A 20611-nucleotide genomic window follows, 5' to 3' on the forward strand; every position below is an offset into this window, starting at 1 on the left:
TTAAAGGACAGGGAAGCACGGATTTCGATATTAAAATCTAAAAAAATTAATGGGAGGGTTATATGACAACCGTTAGTGTAACTTTAATTATTATTGGAATTATCTGTGTCGTATTAAGCATTGTATTTAATTTCGACAAGGATAACAAGGAAAGCCAGGGGATATCCTCTGAACTTACAAAGGAGCAGCAAGATAAGTTAAGAAAGCAGATCAACGAAATTATTGATGCTCAGATTCTTAATGTAACAGAGAAGACTGAAAGTTCTCTTGATAAGATTTCTAACACTAAGATTTTAGAGATGAATGAGTATGCTGAAAATGTACTTGGTGAAATCAACAGAAATCACAACGAAACAGTATTTTTATATGACATGCTCAATGAAAAGGCTAAGGAAATCAAGTCAACTGTAAAGGATGTTAATATAACAAAGAGACAGGTTGAAAAGATTCATGCTGAGGTTAAGGAAAATGTCAATAAAGAAGAGGAGCTAAATTCTGCGCCTGAATTAAATGAAGGTGAGGAAGTAAAGGATTTGGCCCGTCAAAGATTAGAAGAGCTAGTAAAGAAAAGCGATTCTAATAGAGATAAGAATTTAACTATGAGAAAGACTCAAGCAGAAGAACTTGAAAGAAAGAAGGTAGCTTCTGAGGTAGATAAGGAAGTCTTTAAGGTAGTTGATTTTGCTAAAGAAAAGGAAAATATTATCCTTTCTGAAGAGAATCAAAAAAAGGACTTTATTAAAGCTGAGGATGCCAATCCATTTTCAGATGTAATCACAGATATTGAAGAGATAAAGAAATCTGCTAAGAAATCAACTAGTAATGAAGCTAAGGAAGATGCAGAATTAGATGATGAGGCAGATGTATTAGAAGGTTTTGAATTTGAAGAGTCAGTTGGCTTTGAAGAAGTTAAGGCAGAGGCTACTAGTGCAGCTGCAGCTACAGAAACAGCTACAGAAACAAAGACTTCAAAGCTTTCAGAAGCAGCAGACACTACAGAAGTTCCTGAGGTGGCAGCAGACGAAGTTAAGAAGGTTTCAAAGTCAAGAAAGAAGTCTGAAACAACAGTAAAGAAGAGCACTACAAGAAAGACAAGCACTAAAAAGACTTCTGATCAAAGAAAGCTAGACCTTTTAAAGAAGAATATTAGCGACGTTGAATTTGACAGCGACGCTTCTAATAATGATAGAATCTTAAAGCTTTCAAGCTTAGGTTTCTCTAATAAGGATATTGCTAAATACTTAAATCTTGGTATTGGCGAGGTTAAATTAGTAGTAGATCTTTATAAAGAAACTAAGTAAGGAGGGGTAATATGAGATTCAAGCAGTATTTAGGCGGTTTTGGCGCAGGAGTTATTGTTAGTGCAAGCATTTTAACTATAGCTAATGCAGTCACAACTAACACAACAGCAAACGAAGACACAACATCAGCATATATTTCATATACAGTTCAGGAAGAAAACGGTGACACAATCTCTTTTGAAACTAAGAGCTCTAATGAAAATGTAGAAGAGACAACTCTAGCTACAGAAAGTCAGACAGAAGTCACAACTGAAGCTACAACAGAGGCCACAACGGAGGCTACAACTGAGGCAACTACAGAAGCTACTACAGCTGCTTCAACAACAGCTACAATTGAAATTCCATCAGGTACTTCAACAAAGGAAGTATTTAATATTATTTACAATGCAGGGGTAATCTCAGATGTATCTGCATTTAGTAAGTATATGTATGATACTGGTTATGATACAAAGATTAGAATAGGAACTTACACTTTAACAAAGGGTGATTCCTATGAGAATATTGCAAAGATTATTACACATCAGTAAACTTTGATTTTAAGCGGATGCTACGGAAAGTAGCGTCCGTTTTTTTATTTGTAAACAGGTGTTGGTGGTGCTACTTTTTCATTTTGTGTAAGATGCGAGTGTAAATCAAAATACTGATGGAGGCATTGTTATGAGTAACAAAAAAGAAATCATTATCAAGGCAACTAAACTTAAAAAGAGTTTTATCACAGGTGACACAGAGCAGACAATTTTTGAAAATCTAGACCTTAATATATATAGGGGTGACTTTACTGTGATTATGGGTAGTTCAGGTGCAGGCAAGTCCACACTGATCTACTCCCTTTCGGGAATGGACAGGCCAAGCTCTGGCGAAGTTGTTTGGAACGACAAAACAATTACATCTTTAAGTGATGATAGGCTGGCAATTTTCAGGCGAAAGAACTGTGGTTTTGTTTTTCAGCAGATTTATCTTCTTGATAAGATGAGCCTTATGGATAATGTACTTACGGCGAGTGCATTGTCAGGAACAAGCAAAAAGGACTCAGTGAAATATGCCAAAGAGCTTTTCGAGCTTGTTAATATTCCTGAGATAACACGCAAAAAGTTCCCATCTCAGGTGTCGGGCGGTGAGGCTCAGCGAGCAGGCATTGTAAGGGCAGTTATAAATAAACCCGAGATTCTCTTTGCCGATGAGCCCACAGGTGCACTGAACTCAAATAACTCAACTGCGGTTCTTGATGTTTTTACAAAGCTTCATAATGATGGTCAGAGCATTATATTGGTAACTCATGACAAGAAAACAGCCTTAAGAGGCAACCGTGTGTTATATCTTAAAGACGGCATGATCTACGGTGAGTGTGACCTTGGGGGTTACACAAATGAAAGTAAAGACCGTGAAGCAAAGTTAAACAACTTTTTAACAGAGATGGGATGGTAATATGAAAAAAATAGCAAATCAGATTTTATACAACTTAAAAAAAGAAAAAACCTCCTTTATATCATTCGGCGTTATCATTCTGATAACTGCTCTAATATTAAATTGTGCAGCGGTTTTGCTGTGTCAGGTAGATAGGGCTTATGATACAAAGTTTGAAAAGTTAAGTACCGCAATGCTTACCGCAATTGTTCCTGAGGTCCCAAACAGCAGTGAACTTGAAAAAGCAATTGATGAAATCGAAAAGGTAGAGAAAATCGAAAGCATAACTGCTCTTATGACAGAAGCTACTGTCAAGGATTTCAATGGTGCGGATTTTTCAATGAACACAGTGTTTTATAACATTGACGACAAGCGTACTCTTAACAATTATGAACTTGTGAGTGAAAGCAAAAATAATGTTGACGATCCAATCTATATCCCACTTTATGTATCCAACTTTGGTGGATTTGCTGTGAATGACGAAATCGTTTATGCAATTGACGGCAAGTTCCATAGTTACACTGTGGCAGGTGTGATTGAAGAAATGCAGTACGGCAACTATGGTTCGGGTTTGCTGTGCGCCTATTTACCAAAAGAAGAGTTTGCAGAGCTTGCAAATTCTTATAGTGACAAGTCTGTGGTTGAATATTCAATGAGTGTAAAGAGCGATGCAAGCCTTGATGAAGTGAAAGATGATGTCAGCAAAGCAATTGAGAACAAAGGTGTTATGGTTTTATCAATTCTTGACAGCGAAAGCGTAAAGGGCACACGGACAATGGTTACGGATCTGCTTGTACTTATTTTAACCGCTTTTGCACTAATCATCCTTGCAGTTAGCGTATTCCTAAGTAACTTCAAAGTTAAAAATGCTATTGAGTCCGAAATTACAAATATGAGCGTGCTTAAAGCTCTGGGTTATACAAGTGCTCAGATTGTAGCGAGTATTACACTGTCTTATGCTATTGTTTCGCTATTGTTTGCAATTCTCGGTATTGGTCTGTCTTACACTTTACTTCCTGTGCTTTGCTTGCTGCTTACTGTTCAGTCAGGTTTTTCGTTTGCTGTTAGCTTTGATTTGCTGAGCTTTGTATGTGTGGCTTGTATTCTTTGCAGTGTTGTTTCGTTCTTCACATATATATCCGCACGAAAAATCAAGAAAACTCAGCCTATTGACGGCTTAAGAGGTAATATAAGTTCAAAGCACACAAAGAAAAATTATTTTCCGTTTGAAGAAAACAGAGGCAATACAAAATTCCTGCTTGTCTTAAAGCAGATGATAGCCTCTACAAAACAGAATATAATGCTCTTTCTGGTGTCTTTTGTGCTGACGGTTTTCATAGCATTTTCAGGCACACTATTCTACAATGTAGTAGTTGAGCCGGATAATTTCATGTCTGCTTTGTCAGATGAAGTAGCGGATGTGATTATTTATCCTAAAAGCGACAGCATGAGTGTGCTTGAGTCAAAACTTGATAAGGATAATCGTGTGCAAAATACATTGAAATACATGTCTGCAATTGTTAAAATTGAAGATAAAACAGTGACTGCTTTTGCTTGCGAGGACTTCTCAAAGGTGAGAAATGATGTATGTTATATGGGTGAAAATCCGAAAGATGCAGATGAAATCGCTTTGGGCAGTGTTTTTGAAGAAAATTTTAAAATCGGTGATACAGTCAGCGTGACGGTGGACGGTATCACAAAAAGCTTTCAGGTTACAGGCTTTGTGCAAAGCGTAAATTTACAGGGCGAGCTTTGTGAACTGAGCATAGAAGGATACAACAGTCTCTTTAACCAAAATCAGACTCCATACCTTTATGTGTATCTTGAAAATGCTGAAAATGCCGAAAAGATTACAAAGGAATATAAATCCGATTACTCTGCATTGGTGGCAGACACAGTGAATTCTTACAAGCTTCAAACTGAAGCACAGGATATGTATATGGGTATCACTGTGGTGCTTGTAGTATCAATTTGTGCGGTAACAATTCTCGTTGTGTTATTTATTTTATATATTGTTATCAAGTCTCTGCTTGTAAAAAGAAGACAGGAGTTAGGTATTTACAAAGCAATGGGCTACACAAGTTCACAGCTTATTTTACAGACAACAGGTTCATTTATGCCTGTGTCGATGGTGGCAATTGTGCTTTCTGGCTTTTTGGCAATTTATTATATGCCGGCAATCTATCAATTTATTTTTGAGACTTTGGGTGTCATGAAAAATAACATTGAGATTTCATTTGGCTTTTTAATGCTATTTGCAGTAGCTCAGATTTTAGTAAACATTATGATAAGTATTATTTTGTGTATGCCGATAAGGAAGATTTCAGCATATGTACTCATTAAGGAATAAGGGAGAGGCAAAAATGGATTTTGGTGATAAATTAAAGCAGTACAGATTAAAAGAGGGACTTTCTCAGGAACAGCTTGCTGAGAAAATAGGAGTAAGCCGTCAAGCTATAACAAAATGGGAGACCAAGCGAGGTCTGCCTGATGTTGAAAATATGATTATCCTCGCAGAGCTTTTCAAGCTCACTCTCGATGAGCTTGTGCTTGAAGAGGTCAAAAAACAGGAAGAAAAGCCGGTGGTTTTCGAAAGCGAAACAGTTTATGACATCGACACCGGCAAGCATTTTGATATAAACTTGGGCGGTGCAAGGAAAATTACTATCAAAACAGGTGTGGATGAAAAAATCCATATTGTGCTTTCTTCCGAAATACTTGATGAAATTGGCTCTCTTTTCAAGGTGAAACTTGACGAAAAACGTAATAAGTTGGATGTTGAACTTGTAAATAAAAAGGGCGTCAGCCGTTTTGAAGCACAGGAAAGCGTGGATATTACTCTTTTACTCCCTGAAAAGTTTACCGAGCATACAGAGCTTTGCGCAAGCGTTAAGGAACTTTTTATTGAGGATTTACGCATCAGCCGACTTGAGTACGACGGCGACGCAGAAAAGGTTTTTATCCGGGATACAGAGGGAAGTCTGGAGTTTACCACAAAGACTGACTACGAATTTTTTATTTCAGGTAACTGTACAAAACTTGATATAAACCAGTTCAAAGCGAAAGCGATTGTTCACCTTGAAAATGCAGATACCTACAAATTCTCAAATAACGGCAGAAAATGCAAGCTCATCACCCGCAAAAACGGAGAAATTGTTAAGCTTGAAGAAAACGAAACTGCCGAAAATACAATCAACATATCAGGCATATTCTCCGAGCTGATTGTTGAGGTTGAGAGATAAATTTCAGCTTTACGCCCACGCTACAAGGGAAGCCAAGAAATTTTGAATTTAAAGTATAGATTTTATTAGATATGGACTTGAAATTTTTTCTAATAACTGATATAATATCGTGGTTTGAGACTAAACATGTAGGTGGATTTTAGATTTGGTGCCGATAGTAACGCATCGGTGGTTCTAAAAGAAGAAGCCTATAGAAGATTATTTAACCAATGGAGGTATAACAATGAGCGTTATTTCAATGAAGCAGTTACTTGAAGCTGGTGTACATTTTGGTCACCAGACTAGAAGATGGAACCCTAAGATGGCTGAGTACATCTACACAGAAAGAAATGGTATCCATATTATCGATTTACAGAAGTCTGTAGGTAAGGTTGACGAAGCTTACAAGGCAATTTCTGATATCGTAGCAGAAGGCGGTACAGTTCTTTTCGTAGGTACAAAGAAGCAGGCTCAGGATGCTATCGCAACAGAAGCTGAAAGATGTGGTATGTACTACGTTAACGAAAGATGGTTAGGTGGTATGTTAACTAACTTCAGAACAATTCAGTCAAGAATTGCTAAGCTTAAGGAAATCGAAGCTATGCAGGAAGATGGAACATTTGATGTTCTTCCTAAGAAGGAAGTTATCAACTTAAAGAAGGAACTTGAAAAGCTCCAGAAGAACCTTGGTGGTATCAAGGATATGACTAAGATTCCAGATGCTATCTTCATCGTAGATCCTAAGAAGGAAAGAATTTGTGTTCAGGAAGCTCAGGCTTTAGGTATTAAGTTAATCGGTATCGCAGATACAAACTGTGATCCAGATGAATTAGATTATGTTATTCCTGGTAACGATGACGCTATCAGAGCTGTTAAGTTAATCGTTGCTAAGATGGCAGATGCTGTTATCGAAGCTAATCAGGGTGCAGAAGCTGATTCTTATGTTGAAGAAACAGAAGAAGTAGCAGACGCTGAATAATTTAACTAATATAACCAATATAATTAAGTTGTGTCTGTCATTTAGGCAGACACAATGTTTATAAAGAGAATAATTTTTTTATGGAGGTTTTGACATGGCAGCAGTAACAGCAGCAATGGTTAAGGAATTAAGAGAATCAACAGGTGCCGGCATGATGGATTGTAAGAAGGCACTTTCTAACACAGATGGTGATATGGATAAGGCTGTAGAATGGTTAAGAGAGAATGGTCTTGCTAAGGCAGCTAAGAAGGCTGGTAGAATCGCAGCTGAAGGTATTGTTAAGACTGTTATCGAAGGTAACAAGGCAGCAATCGTAGAAGTTAACTCAGAAACAGACTTCGTTGCTAAGAACGCTGATTTCCAGGCATACGTAGCAGAAGTTGCTAATCAGGCTCTTACAACAACAGCTACAGACATTGACGCTTTCTTAGCAGAAAAGTGTGCAACTGATGAATCTAAGACAGTAGCTGAAGAACTTGCTAGCAAGGTAGCTATTATCGGTGAGAACCTTAAGATCAGAAGATTTGCTCAGGTTGAAGCAACTAACGGTTTCGTAGCTGATTACATCCACATGGGTGGTAAGATCGGTGTTTTAGTTGACGTTGAAACAGATGTTGATAACGAAGCTATTAGAGAAATGGCTAAGAACGTAGCTATGCAGGCAGCAGCTCTTAAGCCACTTTACACAACAAGAGCAGAAGTTGATCAGGAATATCTTGCTAAGGAAACAGAAATCATTACAGCAGCAGCTAAGAATGAGAAGCCAGATGCTAACGATAAGATTATCGAAGGTATGGTTAAGGGTAGAATTAACAAGGAACTTAAGGAAATCTGTTTAGTAGATCAGGTTTATGTTAAGGCTGAAGATGGTAAGCAGTCAGTTGCTCAGTACGTTGCAGAAGTAGCTAAGGCTAACAATGCTAACATCTCAATCAAGAGCTTTGTTCGTTTCGAAACAGGCGAAGGTATCGAGAAGAAGCAGGAAGATTTCGCAGCAGAAGTTGCAGCTCAGTTAGCTTAATTCTATATTTAATAAATAATAATTTATTAGAAAAAGTTAGAATTTATGGGCGTCAGTCACTTGTGTGGCTGACGCTTTTATGCTATACTAACTTAAAAATGTTTATATGAGTAGATGTAGACATTTTGCTTGTTTAAGCTAGATGTAATTTATGGGAGGAAATGTATCGATGGGTTTTTTTAAGGATTTCAAAGATGACATATCAGAAGATCTTAACGATTTGACAGACGAGAATTACGAGAAAGAGAATGAGGAAGTAGAAGAGATGGTAGACACATTGGATGATCCAGAATTAGCTCAGATGGCTGCTGAATTAAAGAAGGAGGCAGAAGACACTATTTCAGATAAGCTTAATACAAAGCTTGAAGAAAAAGAGTCTAAGAGTGTAAAAGAAACTAAACAGGAAACTGCTAGTAAGGAAGAAGAAGTTAGCGATGATGGAGAAGAGATCGCTGATGAAACAGCTGTTATTACAGCTGGTTTAAAAGTAACAGGCGATTTAGAGTCAGTAGGCTCAATCGATATTTTTGGTTCCGTAACAGGAAATGTAGCTTGTAGAGGAAAGTTAACAGTAAGTGGCGTTCTTGCTGGTAATTCTCAAGCTAATGAAATCTTTGCTAATAGCGCTAAGATTAATGGCGATATTAATGCAAAGGGTTCAGTAAAGGTTGGACAGGGCACAGTTATTGTTGGTAACATTACTGCAACATCAGCTGTAATTGCTGGCGCTGTTAAGGGCGATATTGATGTGCAGGGTCCAGTTATTGTTGATTCAACAGCAATCGTTGTTGGTGATATCAAGTCTAAGTCAGTACAGATTAACAATGGTGCAACTATCGATGGTAGATGCTCACAGTGCTACTCTGATATTGATACTAACGCAATTTTTGGATAAAAAGCAATTAATGGAGGCTTATTGTGAAGGATATTAAGAGAGTAATACTTAAGCTTAGTGGTGAAGCATTGGCTGCTAAGGAAGGCGGTTATAACGATGCACTTATTGAGAACATTGCAGGTCAGGTAAAGCAAGTTATCGATAAAGGAATCGATGTAGGCGTCGTTATTGGTGGTGGAAATTATTGGAGAGGACGTTCTAATAATAACATCGATAGACCAAAGGCTGATCAGATTGGTATGTTAGCTACAATCATGAATTGTATCTATGTATCAGAGATTTTTAGATCATGTGGTCTTAAAACTAATATTCTTACTCCTTTTGAATGTGGTAGTATGACAAAACTTTTCTCTAAGGATAGAGCTAATAAGTATTTTGAGAAGGGTATGGTAGTTTTCTTTGCAGGTGGTACAGGACATCCATTCTTCTCAACAGATACAGGTATTGCCCTTAGAGCAATTGAACTTGATGCAGATGCAATTTTACTTGCAAAGGCAATTGATGGCGTTTATGATAGTGATCCTAAGATCAATCCTAATGCTAAGAAGTATGATTCTATTTCAATTGAAGAAGTAGTTGAGAAGAAGCTTGGTGTTATTGATTTAACAGCATCAGTTATGTGTATGGAGAATAAGGTTCCTCTTATGATCTTTGGTTTAGAGGAAGAGAATAGTATTGTTAATGCACTTACTGGTAAGTTTAACGGAACTATCGTTACAGCATAAAAAGATAATAAGAAAGGTAGAAGACAATGAGCAATATTAAAGAATTCGAAGATAGAATGAAGAAATCAATCGATGCTTTATATGATGAATATTCAAGCATTAGAGCTGGAAGAGCTAACCCACATATTTTAGACAAGATTAGAGTTGATTACTATGGAACTCCATCACCTCTTCAGTCAGTGGCTAACATTTCAGTTCCAGAAGCTAGAATTATTCAGATTCAACCATGGGAAGCTAGCTTAATCAAGGAGATCGAAAAGGCAATCTTGATTTCAGACTTAGGAATTACTCCTAATAACGATGGTAAGGTTATTAGATTAGTATTCCCTGAATTAACAGAGGAAAGACGTAAGGAATTAGCTAAGGATGTTAAGAAGAAGGGTGACAATGCTAAGGTTGCAATTCGTAACATCAGAAGAGATGCTAATGACGATGTTAAAAAGCAGAATAAGGCTGGAGATATTTCAGACGATGAAGCTAAGAACTTAGAGGATGATGTTCAGAAACTTACAGATAAGTACGTTGCTTTAATTGACAAGGCAATCGAAGATAAGTCAAAGGAAATCCTTACAGTTTAATTACTAGCTAAACTAAAAGTCTAGGCTCCATTAAGCAGACTGAAGTAGGTGTGCTTAATGGGGCTTTTTATGTTATAATACAGGTGGTTTTTAAAGACCATTTTCATGTGATTATATTAGAATTTATTGGAGAAGAAGAATGGACTATTATAACGAAGAATTAGATTTGAAAATTCCTGCACATGTGGCAGTTATTCTAGATGGTAATGGTAGATGGGCTAAGGCAAAGCATATGCCAAGAACCTATGGACACCTACAGGGTAGTAAGGTGGTTGAGAAGATGCTCTATACTGTAGATGAACTTGGTGTTAAGTATTTTACTGTATATGCCTTTTCTACTGAGAATTGGAAACGTTCCGATGAAGAAGTAGGAACACTTATGAATATCTTAAGAACTTATCTTAAGGACTGTGTAAAGAAGTCTATGAAGAACAATGTTCGTTGTAGAGTTATTGGTAGAAGAGATGAGTTATCTGATGATATTAATGAAGCTATTGACAACTTAGAGGAGCAGACAAAGGATAATACAGGTCTTACATTTACAATCGCAATTAATTATGGTGGCCGTGATGAAATTACTAGAGCTGTTAGAAAGCTTGCAGATAAGGTAAAGTTAGGAGAGTTAAAGCCTGAAGATATAACAGAAGATATGATTTCTGCTAATTTAGACACTAATTATATGCCAGACCCAGATTTACTTATTAGAACATCTGGCGAGCAAAGACTATCTAATTACCTACCTTGGCAGTTAGCTTATACAGAGTTTTATTTCACAGATTGCTATTGGCCAGATTTCAACAAGGACGAATTGGTTAAGGCCTTTATAAAATATAATAAACGCGAAAGAAGATTTGGCGGTGTTAAGGAGGACTAGTTGTGAAAACTAGAATTATTAGTGGTATTTTCTTGGTTATAATATTAGCTCTTACAGGAGGCTTTGGTGGCTGGCTATTATTTGGCGCCTGCCTATGTATTTCCCTAATTGGAATGTATGAGTTAAACAGAGTTAAAAACCTTGAGAGAACAGGAATAGCTATTATTAGCTATATTTCAGCAATAGCTTATTATGCTTTACTTTTACTAGATCCAACAAAGTATAATATGATTGTTGTTATTATTTCCTTTTTAGTATTAATGAGCTTTTATGTATTTAGATTTCCTAAGCATAAGGCTGAAGACATTATGTGGACATTTTTCTCACTTATTTATGTAGCTGTAATGATTTCTTACATCTATCTTGTTAGAGATATGGATAATGGAATTTACCTTGTTTGGTTAATCTTTGTAGCTTCATGGGGTAATGACACATTTGCCTACTTTACAGGTGTATTTCTTGGAAAGCATAAGATGGCACCAGTTCTTTCACCTAAGAAGTCCGTTGAGGGCGCAATTGGTGGAGTTTTAGGGGCTTGCTTGCTTGGCGCAATTTATGGCTTTGTAATAAGTGAAGTTTCAGCAGATGTATCATCAGTGGCTATTATTGTTTATGCTGCAGCATCCTTAGTTGGTGCTCTAATCTCTATTATTGGTGATTTAGCAGCTTCAGCAATTAAGAGAAATTATGATGTTAAGGATTATGGCAACCTAATCCCAGGACATGGCGGAATCCTAGATAGATTTGATAGCGTAATTTTTACAGCACCAGTAGTTTACTGGATTATCTACTTAGTTTCAGGTATGTTCTAAATTATAAGACCCTTTAGTCTTAAATTTTTGTAACTATTAATTGGAGGCAGTTTTATGAAAAATGTATCAATCTTGGGATCAACAGGTTCCATAGGAACACAGACACTTGATGTTTGTAGAAATTATAAGGATGATCTTAATGTTGTTGCATTAGCATGTGGAACAAGAATTAATGATTTAGCTAAGCAGATTGAGGAGTTTAAGCCTGAACTTGCCTGTGTGGCAACTAAGGAATTAGCAGAAGAATTGGCTAAATTAGTAGATAATAAGAATTTAAAAATCGTTTATGGCATGGAAGGTTTAATTGAGGCGGCTACAATTTCAAGCGCTGATATTGTCCTTACAGCAGTTGTGGGCATGATGGGTATTAAGCCAACAATTGAGGCCATTAATGCAGGCAAGGATATTGCCCTTGCTAATAAAGAGACTTTAGTTTGCGCAGGCCATATTATTATGAAGCTTGCAAAGGAGAAGAATGTAGCTATTTTACCAGTAGATAGCGAGCATTCAGCAATTTTCCAATCCTTAAATGGAGAGAAGAAGTCTCAGCTTAGAAAGATTTTACTAACAGCTAGTGGCGGCCCATTTAGAGGTAAGGATAGAGCCTTCCTTGAAAATGTAAAGCTTGAGGACGCACTAAAGCACCCTAACTGGTCCATGGGTAGAAAGATTACAATCGACTCATCCACTATGGTTAATAAGGGATTAGAGGTAATTGAGGCTAAGTGGTTATTTGGAGTAGATGCAACAGACGTGCAGGTTGTAGTTCAGCCACAAAGCGTTATTCATTCAATGGTAGAATTTGAAGATGGCGGTGTTATGGCCCAGCTTGGAACACCAGATATGCGTCTTCCAATTCAGTACGCCCTTTTCTATCCAGATAGAAAGCCTATAGCTAATTCGGAATTTCTTGATTTTTATAAATTAGGACAGATTAGTTTTGAAAAGCCTGATATGGATACTTTTGTGGGCCTTAAGATGGCTTATGAGGCTGCAGCTAAGGGAGGCAATATTCCAACAGCTCTTAATGCAGCTAACGAATATGCAGTAGCCCTTTTCTTAGATAGAAAGATTAAGTATTTACAGATATACGATATGATTAGATTTGCAATGGATAATGTTAGATTTATTGACAATCCAACAGTAGAGGAAATTTTAGAAACAGAGCAGGAAGTGTATAAGTTATTAAAGGAAAGCTTTAATTAAGCTCAAACTAGCTTAAAAGCTTAAGCATATAATTTGGGAGGATTACAATGATTTTAAATGTCATTTTGGCAATCTTAGTTTTAAGTATAATTATTATTGTTCATGAATTTGGACATCTTATAATTGCAAAGGCAAATGGAGTACACGTACTTGAATTTGCAGTAGGTATGGGACCTAAGTTTTTAACAATCAAGAAGGGTGAAACTAAGTATAGTTTCTCACTTTTTCTTTTTGGCGGATATTGTATGATGCTTGGGGACGAATACATGGAAATGGCTGTCACAGATAGCCTTGATGCCGATGAAGATGATGAAGATTTTGAAGATAAGAAGGAAGCCGCAAAGAAAGAATTCGCAAAGAAATATGATGAATCAAGATCATATGACAATAAGGCTGTTTGGGCTAGAATTGCAATCACTCTTGCAGGCCCAGTCTTTAACTTCTTTTTAGCCCTTGTTTGCTCAATTATTATTATTGGTAATATTGGCTATGACCCTGCAACTATTGACTATGTTGCCGATAATTCAGTAGCATCTACTGCAGGTCTAGAAGAAGGAGATTTAATTCTTGCAATCAATAATGATAAAATCAACTTTGCAAGAGAGTATAACTTCTTTATTAATTATCATGCAGATGAAACATTTACTATAACTTATTTAAGAGATGGTCAAAAGTATAAGACAACAATCACACCTGAATATCAGGTTACAAGTAAGTACCTTCTAGGTCTTATGATTAGTGAAAATGGTGGCGTAAGCTCCGTTAGTGAAGATTCTGCCGCAAGTGAGGCTGGCTTTAAAGATGGTGATGTAATTAAGAGTGTAAATGGTAATGAAGTTTCCACAAACACTGAAATAACAGATTATATCACTTCGTCAAATGGTGAGGAAATGACTTTTGTGGTTTCTCGTAATGGAGAAGATGTAACACTAGTTGCAACTCCTAGATTAAGTGAGTCAGAAGGCTATGTTACAGGCTTTAGCTGTTATGGCCAAAGAGTAAAGTTATCACCAATTCAGTCAGTTAAGTATGCCTTCCTAGAAGTAGGCTATGATATAGGCACAGTTGTTGATAGTCTTGGCATGTTATTTACAGGAAAATTATCAGTAAATAACCTTTCAGGTCCTGTGGGAACTGTAAGTGCCATGAGTGAAATTGTAGAAGAAAGTAAGTCTGATGGTGCATTTTATGTGTTCTTAAACTTAATTAATTTATGTGGACTTATTTCAGCAAACCTTGGAGTAATGAACCTTTTACCAATTCCAGGTCTTGATGGTGGTAAGCTGATTTTCTTGCTAATTGAAGCGGTTAGAGGTAAGCCAATAGATAAGAAGTATGCTGGTATTGTAACAATTATTGGTGTAATCTTTTTAGTAATTTTAATGGTTTATGTTTTATTCCACGATATTTATTCTTTATTCTAATTTAATTAATCCCTTAAAGTTGCATTTTATTTGGCTTTATTAGGAAAATGTAATTAGTTATGAAGGCTTTCTACTTTACAAAAAAATTTAAAAGGCATATAAAGTATAATGAAATAAAAATTGTTTTTTGAATGGAGTTTAATATGTATAGAGATAATACTAAAGTTGTAAAAATTGGTAATAAGGTCATTGGTGGCGGAAATCCTATTATGATTCAGTCCATGACTAATACTCATACAGAGGATGTTGTAAAAACAGTTGCTCAGATTAAAGCATTAGAAAAAGCTGGTTGTGACATCATTCGTGCCACTGTTCCAACTCACGAGGCAGCCCTTGCCTTTAAAGAAATCAAAAAGCAAATTAACATCCCATTAGTTGCAGATATTCATTTTGATTATAGACTTGCAATTGAAGCTATGGAAAATGGAGCTGATAAGATTAGAATTAACCCTGGTAACATCGGCGGTAAGGATAAGATTAAGGCTGTAGTTGACGTAGCAAAGGAAAGAAATATTCCTATTAGAGTTGGTGTAAATTCAGGTTCTCTTGAGAAAGATATCCTTGAAAAATACCACGGCGTAACAGCTGAAGGTATTGTAGAATCAGCCCTTGATAAGGTAAAGATAATTGAGGACTTAGGCTATGATAATTTAGTTGTAAGTATTAAGTCATCAGATGTATTAATGAGCGTTAAGACTCATGAATTAATTTCAAAGGAATGTAATCATCCACTTCACGTAGGTATCACAGAGGCTGGTACTGCATTTTCAGGAACAATCAAGTCTTCAATCGGACTTGGACTTATCCTAAATCAAGGAATTGGTGATACAATCAGAGTTTCTCTAACAGATGATCCTGTTAAGGAAGTTTTAACAGCTAAGCAGATTCTAAGAACGCTCGGGCTAAGAAAGGGCGGAATCGAAGTTGTATCATGTCCTACATGCGGTAGAACACAGATTGACTTAATTAGTCTTGCAAAGCGCGTAGAGGAAGAAGTAAGCAATTACGACCTAGACCTTAAACTTGCAGTTATGGGTTGCGTTGTAAATGGACCTGGTGAAGCTAAGGAAGCAGATCTTGGTATTGCTGGCGGTAAGGGCGTTGGCGTTTTAATTAAACATGGGGAAATTGTAAAGAAGGTTCCTGAAGAACAGTTATTTGATGTTCTAAAGGAAGAACTAGATAATTGGGAGAAATAATATGTATAACTTTTTTGATGTTTTCAAGACACTAAAATTACCAGACAACTTAAGAGCGTACTTTGAAGATGTAGAGGTAATTAAGGTTACTAAGACATCAACTAATTCTCTTGCTAGAATTTATATAAGTTCTAGTAGGATTATTGAAAAAGAAGTTGTTTATAAAGTGGAATCTGCCTTAAAAAGGCAGGTTTTTCGCATCCAGAACATGGATGTAAGAATTATCGAAAGATATAAGCTATCAAAAAATTATAATCCACAGAATATTATGGATATTTACTATGACAGTATTTTATTTGAATTAGAGAAATACTGGACGCTAGAGTATAACATTTTAAAAAATTCCAAGTGGGAATTTAGAGCTAGCGATAATCTAGCCCTTTATATTGAAGATAGTTTCCTATCAAGAGCCCATGGCGAAGATCTAGTGGATTATTTTAAACAAATATTCTTAAACCGTTTCGGTTTTGAAATTGATGTAGAATACGAATTCGTTGAGTCTAAGTCTTCATTTGAAGAAGAGAAGGCCTACAAGGTTAGACGAAGAGTTGAGGAAATTCAAAATAACATCAAGGAAGTTGACGAAGAGGTTAAGGCTGCTAAAAAGCTAAAGGAAGAAAAGGAAGCTAAGCAGAAAGCCTACTTAGAAAAGATGAATGCAAGAGAAAGGGGAGGAAGCAGAAACTCTCTTAATTTTGCACGCCAAAAAGCCAACGACGATGTGCTTTGGGGTAGAGATTTCTTTGATGATCCAATTGAGATAAAAACTATAGACTCAGCCATTGGCGAATGTGCTATCTCAGGTATGATAAGATCCATTGATCTTAGAGAAATCAGAAACGAGAGAACTATTGTAAGCTTTGTAATGACAGATTTTACAGATTCTATCGTTGTAAAGATTTTTAGTAAAAATGAAATGCTTCCGGAACTTTTAGACGTAGTTAAAGAGAAGAATTTTATTAAGTTAAAGGGTATTGCCCAGCTTGATAAATACGACGGTGAAATAACTATTTCTAACGTTTCTGGTATTAGAAGAGCTAATGATACAAGAGTAGTGCGCTCAGATGACGCCCTTTATAAAAGAGTTGAGCTTCACTGCCATACTAAGATGAGTGATATGGATGGTGTTTCCTATGTGCAGGATATTATTGATCAGGCCTATAAGTGGGGACATAGAAGTATTGCCATTACAGATCACGGTGTAGCCCAAGCTTTCCCTGATGCCTTCCATAAGGTGCAAGCATTAGAAAAGAGTGCTAAAAAGGCAGGCAAGGACTTTGATTTTAAGGTAATTTATGGAGTTGAATGCTATTTAGTTGATGATACAGTAAAGATTGTAACGGACTCAAAAAGCCAGTCCTTAAGAGATAGCTTCGTTGTATTTGATATTGAAACAACAGGTTTTTCAGCCATTGAAGATAAGATTATAGAAATTGGTGCTGTAAAGGTTGAAAATGGAGAAATCACAGATAGATTCTCTACCTTTATCAATCCACAGATTCCAATTCCTTTTAGAATTGAGAACTTAACTCATATTAATGACCAAATGGTAATGGATGCTCCAACTATAGATGTTGCCCTTCCGAAATTCTTAGATTTTTGTAAGGGAAGCGCAGTGGTTGCCCATAATGCCATGTTTGATACAAGTTTTATAGGCCATAAGGCTGAAGATTTAGGACTAGAGGTGGATTTTACAATTATTGATACAGTGCCACTTGCACAGTTCCTTATGCCAAATCTTCACAACTATAAGCTTGATACACTTACAAAGCATTTAGCAGTTGTACTTGATAGCCACCATAGAGCGGTTGATGATGCAGCAGCTACAGCAGATATATTTGTGAAATTTATAAAGATGCTTGAAGAAAGAGATATATTTACTCTAGACCAGTTAAATGAAAAAGCTAAGATGACAGATGATATTATTAGAAAATTACACCAGTATCACTGTATTATTCTAGCTTCTAATGAACTTGGAAGAATAAATCTATATAGACTTATTTCGGCATCGCATTTACAGTATTTTAACCGTTTCCCAAAGATGCCAAAGAGCCTTATTAATAAATATCGTGAAGGTTTAATTATTGGTTCAGCCTGTGAGGCAGGCGAGCTTTTTAGAGCTTTGGTAAATGGTCGTTCAAATGCAGAAATAGCAAGAATTGTAAGCTTTTATGACTACCTTGAAATTCAGCCAATTGGCAATAATGCCTTTATGATTGAAAAGGAAGATTACTATGTAAAGTCAGAAGAAGACTTACGTGATTTAAATAGAAAGATAGTAGCTCTTGGCGAAAAATTTAAAAAGCCAGTAGTAGCTACCTGTGATGTACATTTTCTTAATCCTGAAGATGAAGTCTATAGACGAATTCTTATGGCGGGTAAGGGCTTTGATGATGCAGATAATCAGGCACCTCTATACCTTCATACCACTGAGGAAATGTTACATGAGTTCGATTATTTAGGAGAAGAGAAGGCCTTTGAAGTGGTTGTAACTAATCCTAATAAAATTTCAGATATGTGCGAGAAAATCGAGCCAGTTAGACCGGATAAGAGACCGCCTGTCATTGAAAATTCAGATGAAATGCTAAGGAAAATTTGTTATGACAGAGCTCATGAACTATATGGCCCAGAACTACCAGAAATCGTATCAGAAAGACTAGAAAGAGAGCTAAATTCCATTATTTCCAATGGATATTCCGTAATGTATATCATTGCCCAGAAGCTAGTTTGGAAGTCTAATGATGATGGTTACTTAGTAGGTTCAAGAGGTTCTGTAGGTTCCTCTTTTGCAGCTACAATGGCCGGTATCACTGAGGTTAATCCCCTTAGCCCTCACTATCTTTGTCCTGAGTGTTATTATGTGGACTTTGATTCAGAGGACGTTAAGGCCTTTGCCGGTGGTGCTGGTTGTGATATGCCAGATAAGGTTTGCCCAAAATGTGGTCATAAACTAGACAAATTAGGCTTTGATATTCCGTTTGAAACTTTCCTTGGATTTAAAGGAAACAAAGAGCCTGATATCGATCTTAACTTCTCTAATGAGTATCAGTCAAAGGCCCATGCCTACACTGAAGTTATTTTTGGTAAAGGTCAGACCTTTAAAGCTGGAACTGTAGGTACTGTTGCAGAAAAGACAGCCTATGGTTACGTTTTAAAATATATCGAAGAAAAGAATGAAAAAAGAGCCGCCCAGGGACTTCCACCGATTGTTAAAAGAAGATGTGAAATCGAACGAATCTCTAATGGTTGCATAGATGTTAAAAGAACAACAGGACAGCATCCTGGTGGTATCGTAGTACTTCCACTTGGCGATGAAATCCATACATTTACACCGGTACAGCACCCTGCAAATGATATGACATCCCCAATTATTACTACACATTTTGATTACCACAGTATTGATCATAACTTGTTAAAGCTGGATATTTTAGGACACCTTGATCCTACTATGATTCGAATGCTACAGGATTTAACAGGAATGGATCCACTAACAATACCGCTTGATTCTAAGGAAGTAATGTCTTTATTTATGAACACATCTGCCCTTGGAATAAAGCCGGAAGATATTGATGGCTGTAAGCTTGGAGCTCTTGGTATCCCTGAGTTTGGTACAGATTTTGCCATGCAGATGCTTATTGATACAAAGCCAACAAAGTTTTCGGATTTAGTTCGAATTGCAGGTTTATCTCATGGTACTGATGTATGGCTAGGTAACGCCCAAGAATTGTTAAAAGAAGGCAAGGCCACAATCAGTACAGCGATTTGTACTCGTGATGATATTATGACTTACTTGATTTATAATGGAATTGAATCAGAGACAGCCTTTAAAATCATGGAAGCTGTAAGAAAAGGTAAGGTAGCTAAAGGCGCCGAGCCTAAGTGGGAAGAGTGGAAACAAATGTTACTAGATAAGGGAATTCCTGACTGGTACATTTGGTCCTGCGAAAAGATTCAGTACATGTTCCCTAAGGCCCATGCCGCAGCTTACGTAATGATGGCTTGGCGAGTAGCCTACTGTAAGGTATTCTATCCACTAGAATTCTACACAGCCTTCTTCTCAATTAGAGCTAAAGCCTTTGATTATGAGAAAATGGCCATGGGACGCGATAGACTTGACTACTATATTAATCTATATAAACAAAAGAAGGCAGAAGGCACACTTTCTAATACGGAAGATGATGAACTTCACGATATGCGTATTGTGCAGGAAATGTATGCTAGAGGCTTTGAGTTTATGCCAATTGATATATATAAAGCCAAGGCAAGAAGCTTCCAGATAATAGACGGCAAGATTATGCCATCCTTTAAGGTAGTAGAAAAGATTGGTGAATCTGCCGGTGAAAATATTGAAATCGCCGCTCGTGCAGGTAAGTTCCTATCTAAGGAAGACCTACGTACTAGAGCTAAGATTGGACAGACTGTAATAGATAAGCTATCAGATCTAGGCTTACTAGAAGGTATGGCTCAGTCTAACCAGTTGTCTTTATTTGATTTTTAAGAAAATGTAACATAAAACCCTCTTTACTATATAAGTATGAAAGAAGTTTTTTAGATAACTTATATTAGTAAAGAGGGTTATTTTTATAGAAAAAATTAAGAGTATTTTTATATTAAAGCTATAGTAAAATTTGACCTAATTTTAAGGAAACTCGCAACCATGCGGATTTAATCAAGTCTATTTTTTAAAGGATAGATAAGGATAAAATATACAGTAAAAAAATTGGCGAAAAAAGCGAAAAAGGTGTTGACATAAAGTGTTGGGGATGATAATATGTATAAGCCGTTGCGACAGAGCAACGACAACAAAACATCAACAAAGCCAGTAAACACAAGGCTTTGAAGATTAGAACCTTGACAACTGAACAGAATGACAACCTTGAAAATTCTTTGAAATATTCAAGCGAGTAATCAATCGTAAAACAATTTTGTTTTGAAATGATTATCCTTAATAACAGTAATGTTAAACGGAAAC

At 36.6% G+C, this 20611-nt stretch carries 16 protein-coding genes; all 16 read left to right on the plus strand.

Going from position 1 to position 20611, the window contains the following annotated elements; genetic code table 11:
• Positions 1-62 precede the first annotated feature (62 nt).
• The 16 genes from QVA17_RS09920 to QVA17_RS09995 all read left to right on the plus strand — a co-directional run bounded on the left by QVA17_RS09920 (position 63) and on the right by QVA17_RS09995 (position 20137).
• A complete protein-coding gene (locus QVA17_RS09920; RefSeq protein WP_287388557.1) occupies positions 63-1301 on the plus strand; it encodes a DUF6115 domain-containing protein in 1239 nt (412 codons plus the stop codon).
• 11 nt (positions 1302-1312) lie between these two features.
• The gene (locus QVA17_RS09925; RefSeq protein WP_287388560.1) at positions 1313-1828 is read left to right on the plus strand and encodes a hypothetical protein; all 516 of its coding nucleotides are present in this window, start codon (positions 1313-1315) and stop codon (positions 1826-1828) included.
• A 130-nt stretch (positions 1829-1958) separates the two neighbouring features.
• Positions 1959-2726, plus strand: a complete 768-nt coding sequence (locus tag QVA17_RS09930; protein ID WP_287388563.1) for an ABC transporter ATP-binding protein — start codon at positions 1959-1961, stop codon at positions 2724-2726.
• Between the two features lies 1 nt (position 2727).
• Positions 2728-5055: an ABC transporter permease gene (locus QVA17_RS09935; protein ID WP_287388565.1), complete on the plus strand. Its 2328-nt coding sequence runs from the start codon at positions 2728-2730 to the stop codon at positions 5053-5055.
• A 13-nt stretch (positions 5056-5068) separates the two neighbouring features.
• Complete coding sequence (locus tag QVA17_RS09940; RefSeq protein ID WP_287388568.1) at positions 5069-5947, plus strand: helix-turn-helix transcriptional regulator; 879 nt, start codon at positions 5069-5071, stop codon at positions 5945-5947.
• A 223-nt stretch (positions 5948-6170) separates the two neighbouring features.
• The gene (gene rpsB / locus QVA17_RS09945) at positions 6171-6905 is read left to right on the plus strand and encodes a 30S ribosomal protein S2 (protein WP_027431325.1); all 735 of its coding nucleotides are present in this window, start codon (positions 6171-6173) and stop codon (positions 6903-6905) included.
• Positions 6906-6999: 94 nt separating this feature from the next.
• Positions 7000-7926, plus strand: a complete 927-nt coding sequence (tsf, locus tag QVA17_RS09950; RefSeq protein ID WP_027431324.1) for a translation elongation factor Ts — start codon at positions 7000-7002, stop codon at positions 7924-7926.
• Positions 7927-8095: 169 nt separating this feature from the next.
• Positions 8096-8821, plus strand: a complete 726-nt coding sequence (locus tag QVA17_RS09955) for a polymer-forming cytoskeletal protein (RefSeq protein ID WP_103952792.1) — start codon at positions 8096-8098, stop codon at positions 8819-8821.
• Between the two features lie 32 nt (positions 8822-8853).
• A complete protein-coding gene (gene pyrH, locus QVA17_RS09960; protein ID WP_027431322.1) occupies positions 8854-9546 on the plus strand; it encodes a UMP kinase in 693 nt (230 codons plus the stop codon).
• Positions 9547-9572: 26 nt separating this feature from the next.
• Positions 9573-10124, plus strand: coding sequence for a ribosome recycling factor (gene frr / locus QVA17_RS09965; protein WP_287388573.1), 552 nt, complete (start codon positions 9573-9575; stop codon positions 10122-10124).
• A gap of 139 nt (positions 10125-10263) precedes the next feature.
• On the plus strand, positions 10264-10998 hold the full coding sequence (locus QVA17_RS09970) for an isoprenyl transferase (RefSeq protein ID WP_180364719.1): 735 nt from the start codon (positions 10264-10266) through the stop codon (positions 10996-10998).
• A 2-nt stretch (positions 10999-11000) separates the two neighbouring features.
• Positions 11001-11810: a phosphatidate cytidylyltransferase gene (locus QVA17_RS09975; RefSeq protein ID WP_034245900.1), complete on the plus strand. Its 810-nt coding sequence runs from the start codon at positions 11001-11003 to the stop codon at positions 11808-11810.
• Positions 11811-11864: 54 nt separating this feature from the next.
• Positions 11865-13016, plus strand: a complete 1152-nt coding sequence (locus QVA17_RS09980) for a 1-deoxy-D-xylulose-5-phosphate reductoisomerase (protein WP_287388579.1) — start codon at positions 11865-11867, stop codon at positions 13014-13016.
• Positions 13017-13063: 47 nt separating this feature from the next.
• Complete coding sequence (gene rseP / locus QVA17_RS09985) at positions 13064-14440, plus strand: RIP metalloprotease RseP (RefSeq protein WP_287388581.1); 1377 nt, start codon at positions 13064-13066, stop codon at positions 14438-14440.
• Positions 14441-14583: 143 nt separating this feature from the next.
• Positions 14584-15639 (plus strand): flavodoxin-dependent (E)-4-hydroxy-3-methylbut-2-enyl-diphosphate synthase, encoded by a 1056-nt coding sequence (ispG, locus tag QVA17_RS09990; RefSeq protein ID WP_287388584.1) that lies wholly within the window; start codon positions 14584-14586, stop codon positions 15637-15639.
• Position 15640: 1 nt separating this feature from the next.
• On the plus strand, positions 15641-20137 hold the full coding sequence (locus QVA17_RS09995) for a PolC-type DNA polymerase III (RefSeq protein ID WP_287388585.1): 4497 nt from the start codon (positions 15641-15643) through the stop codon (positions 20135-20137).
• Positions 20138-20611 lie beyond the last annotated feature (474 nt).

This window comes from Lachnospira sp. (assembly GCF_016290755.1).
GTDB classification, from domain to species: Bacteria; Bacillota; Clostridia; order Lachnospirales; family Lachnospiraceae; genus Lachnospira; species Lachnospira multipara.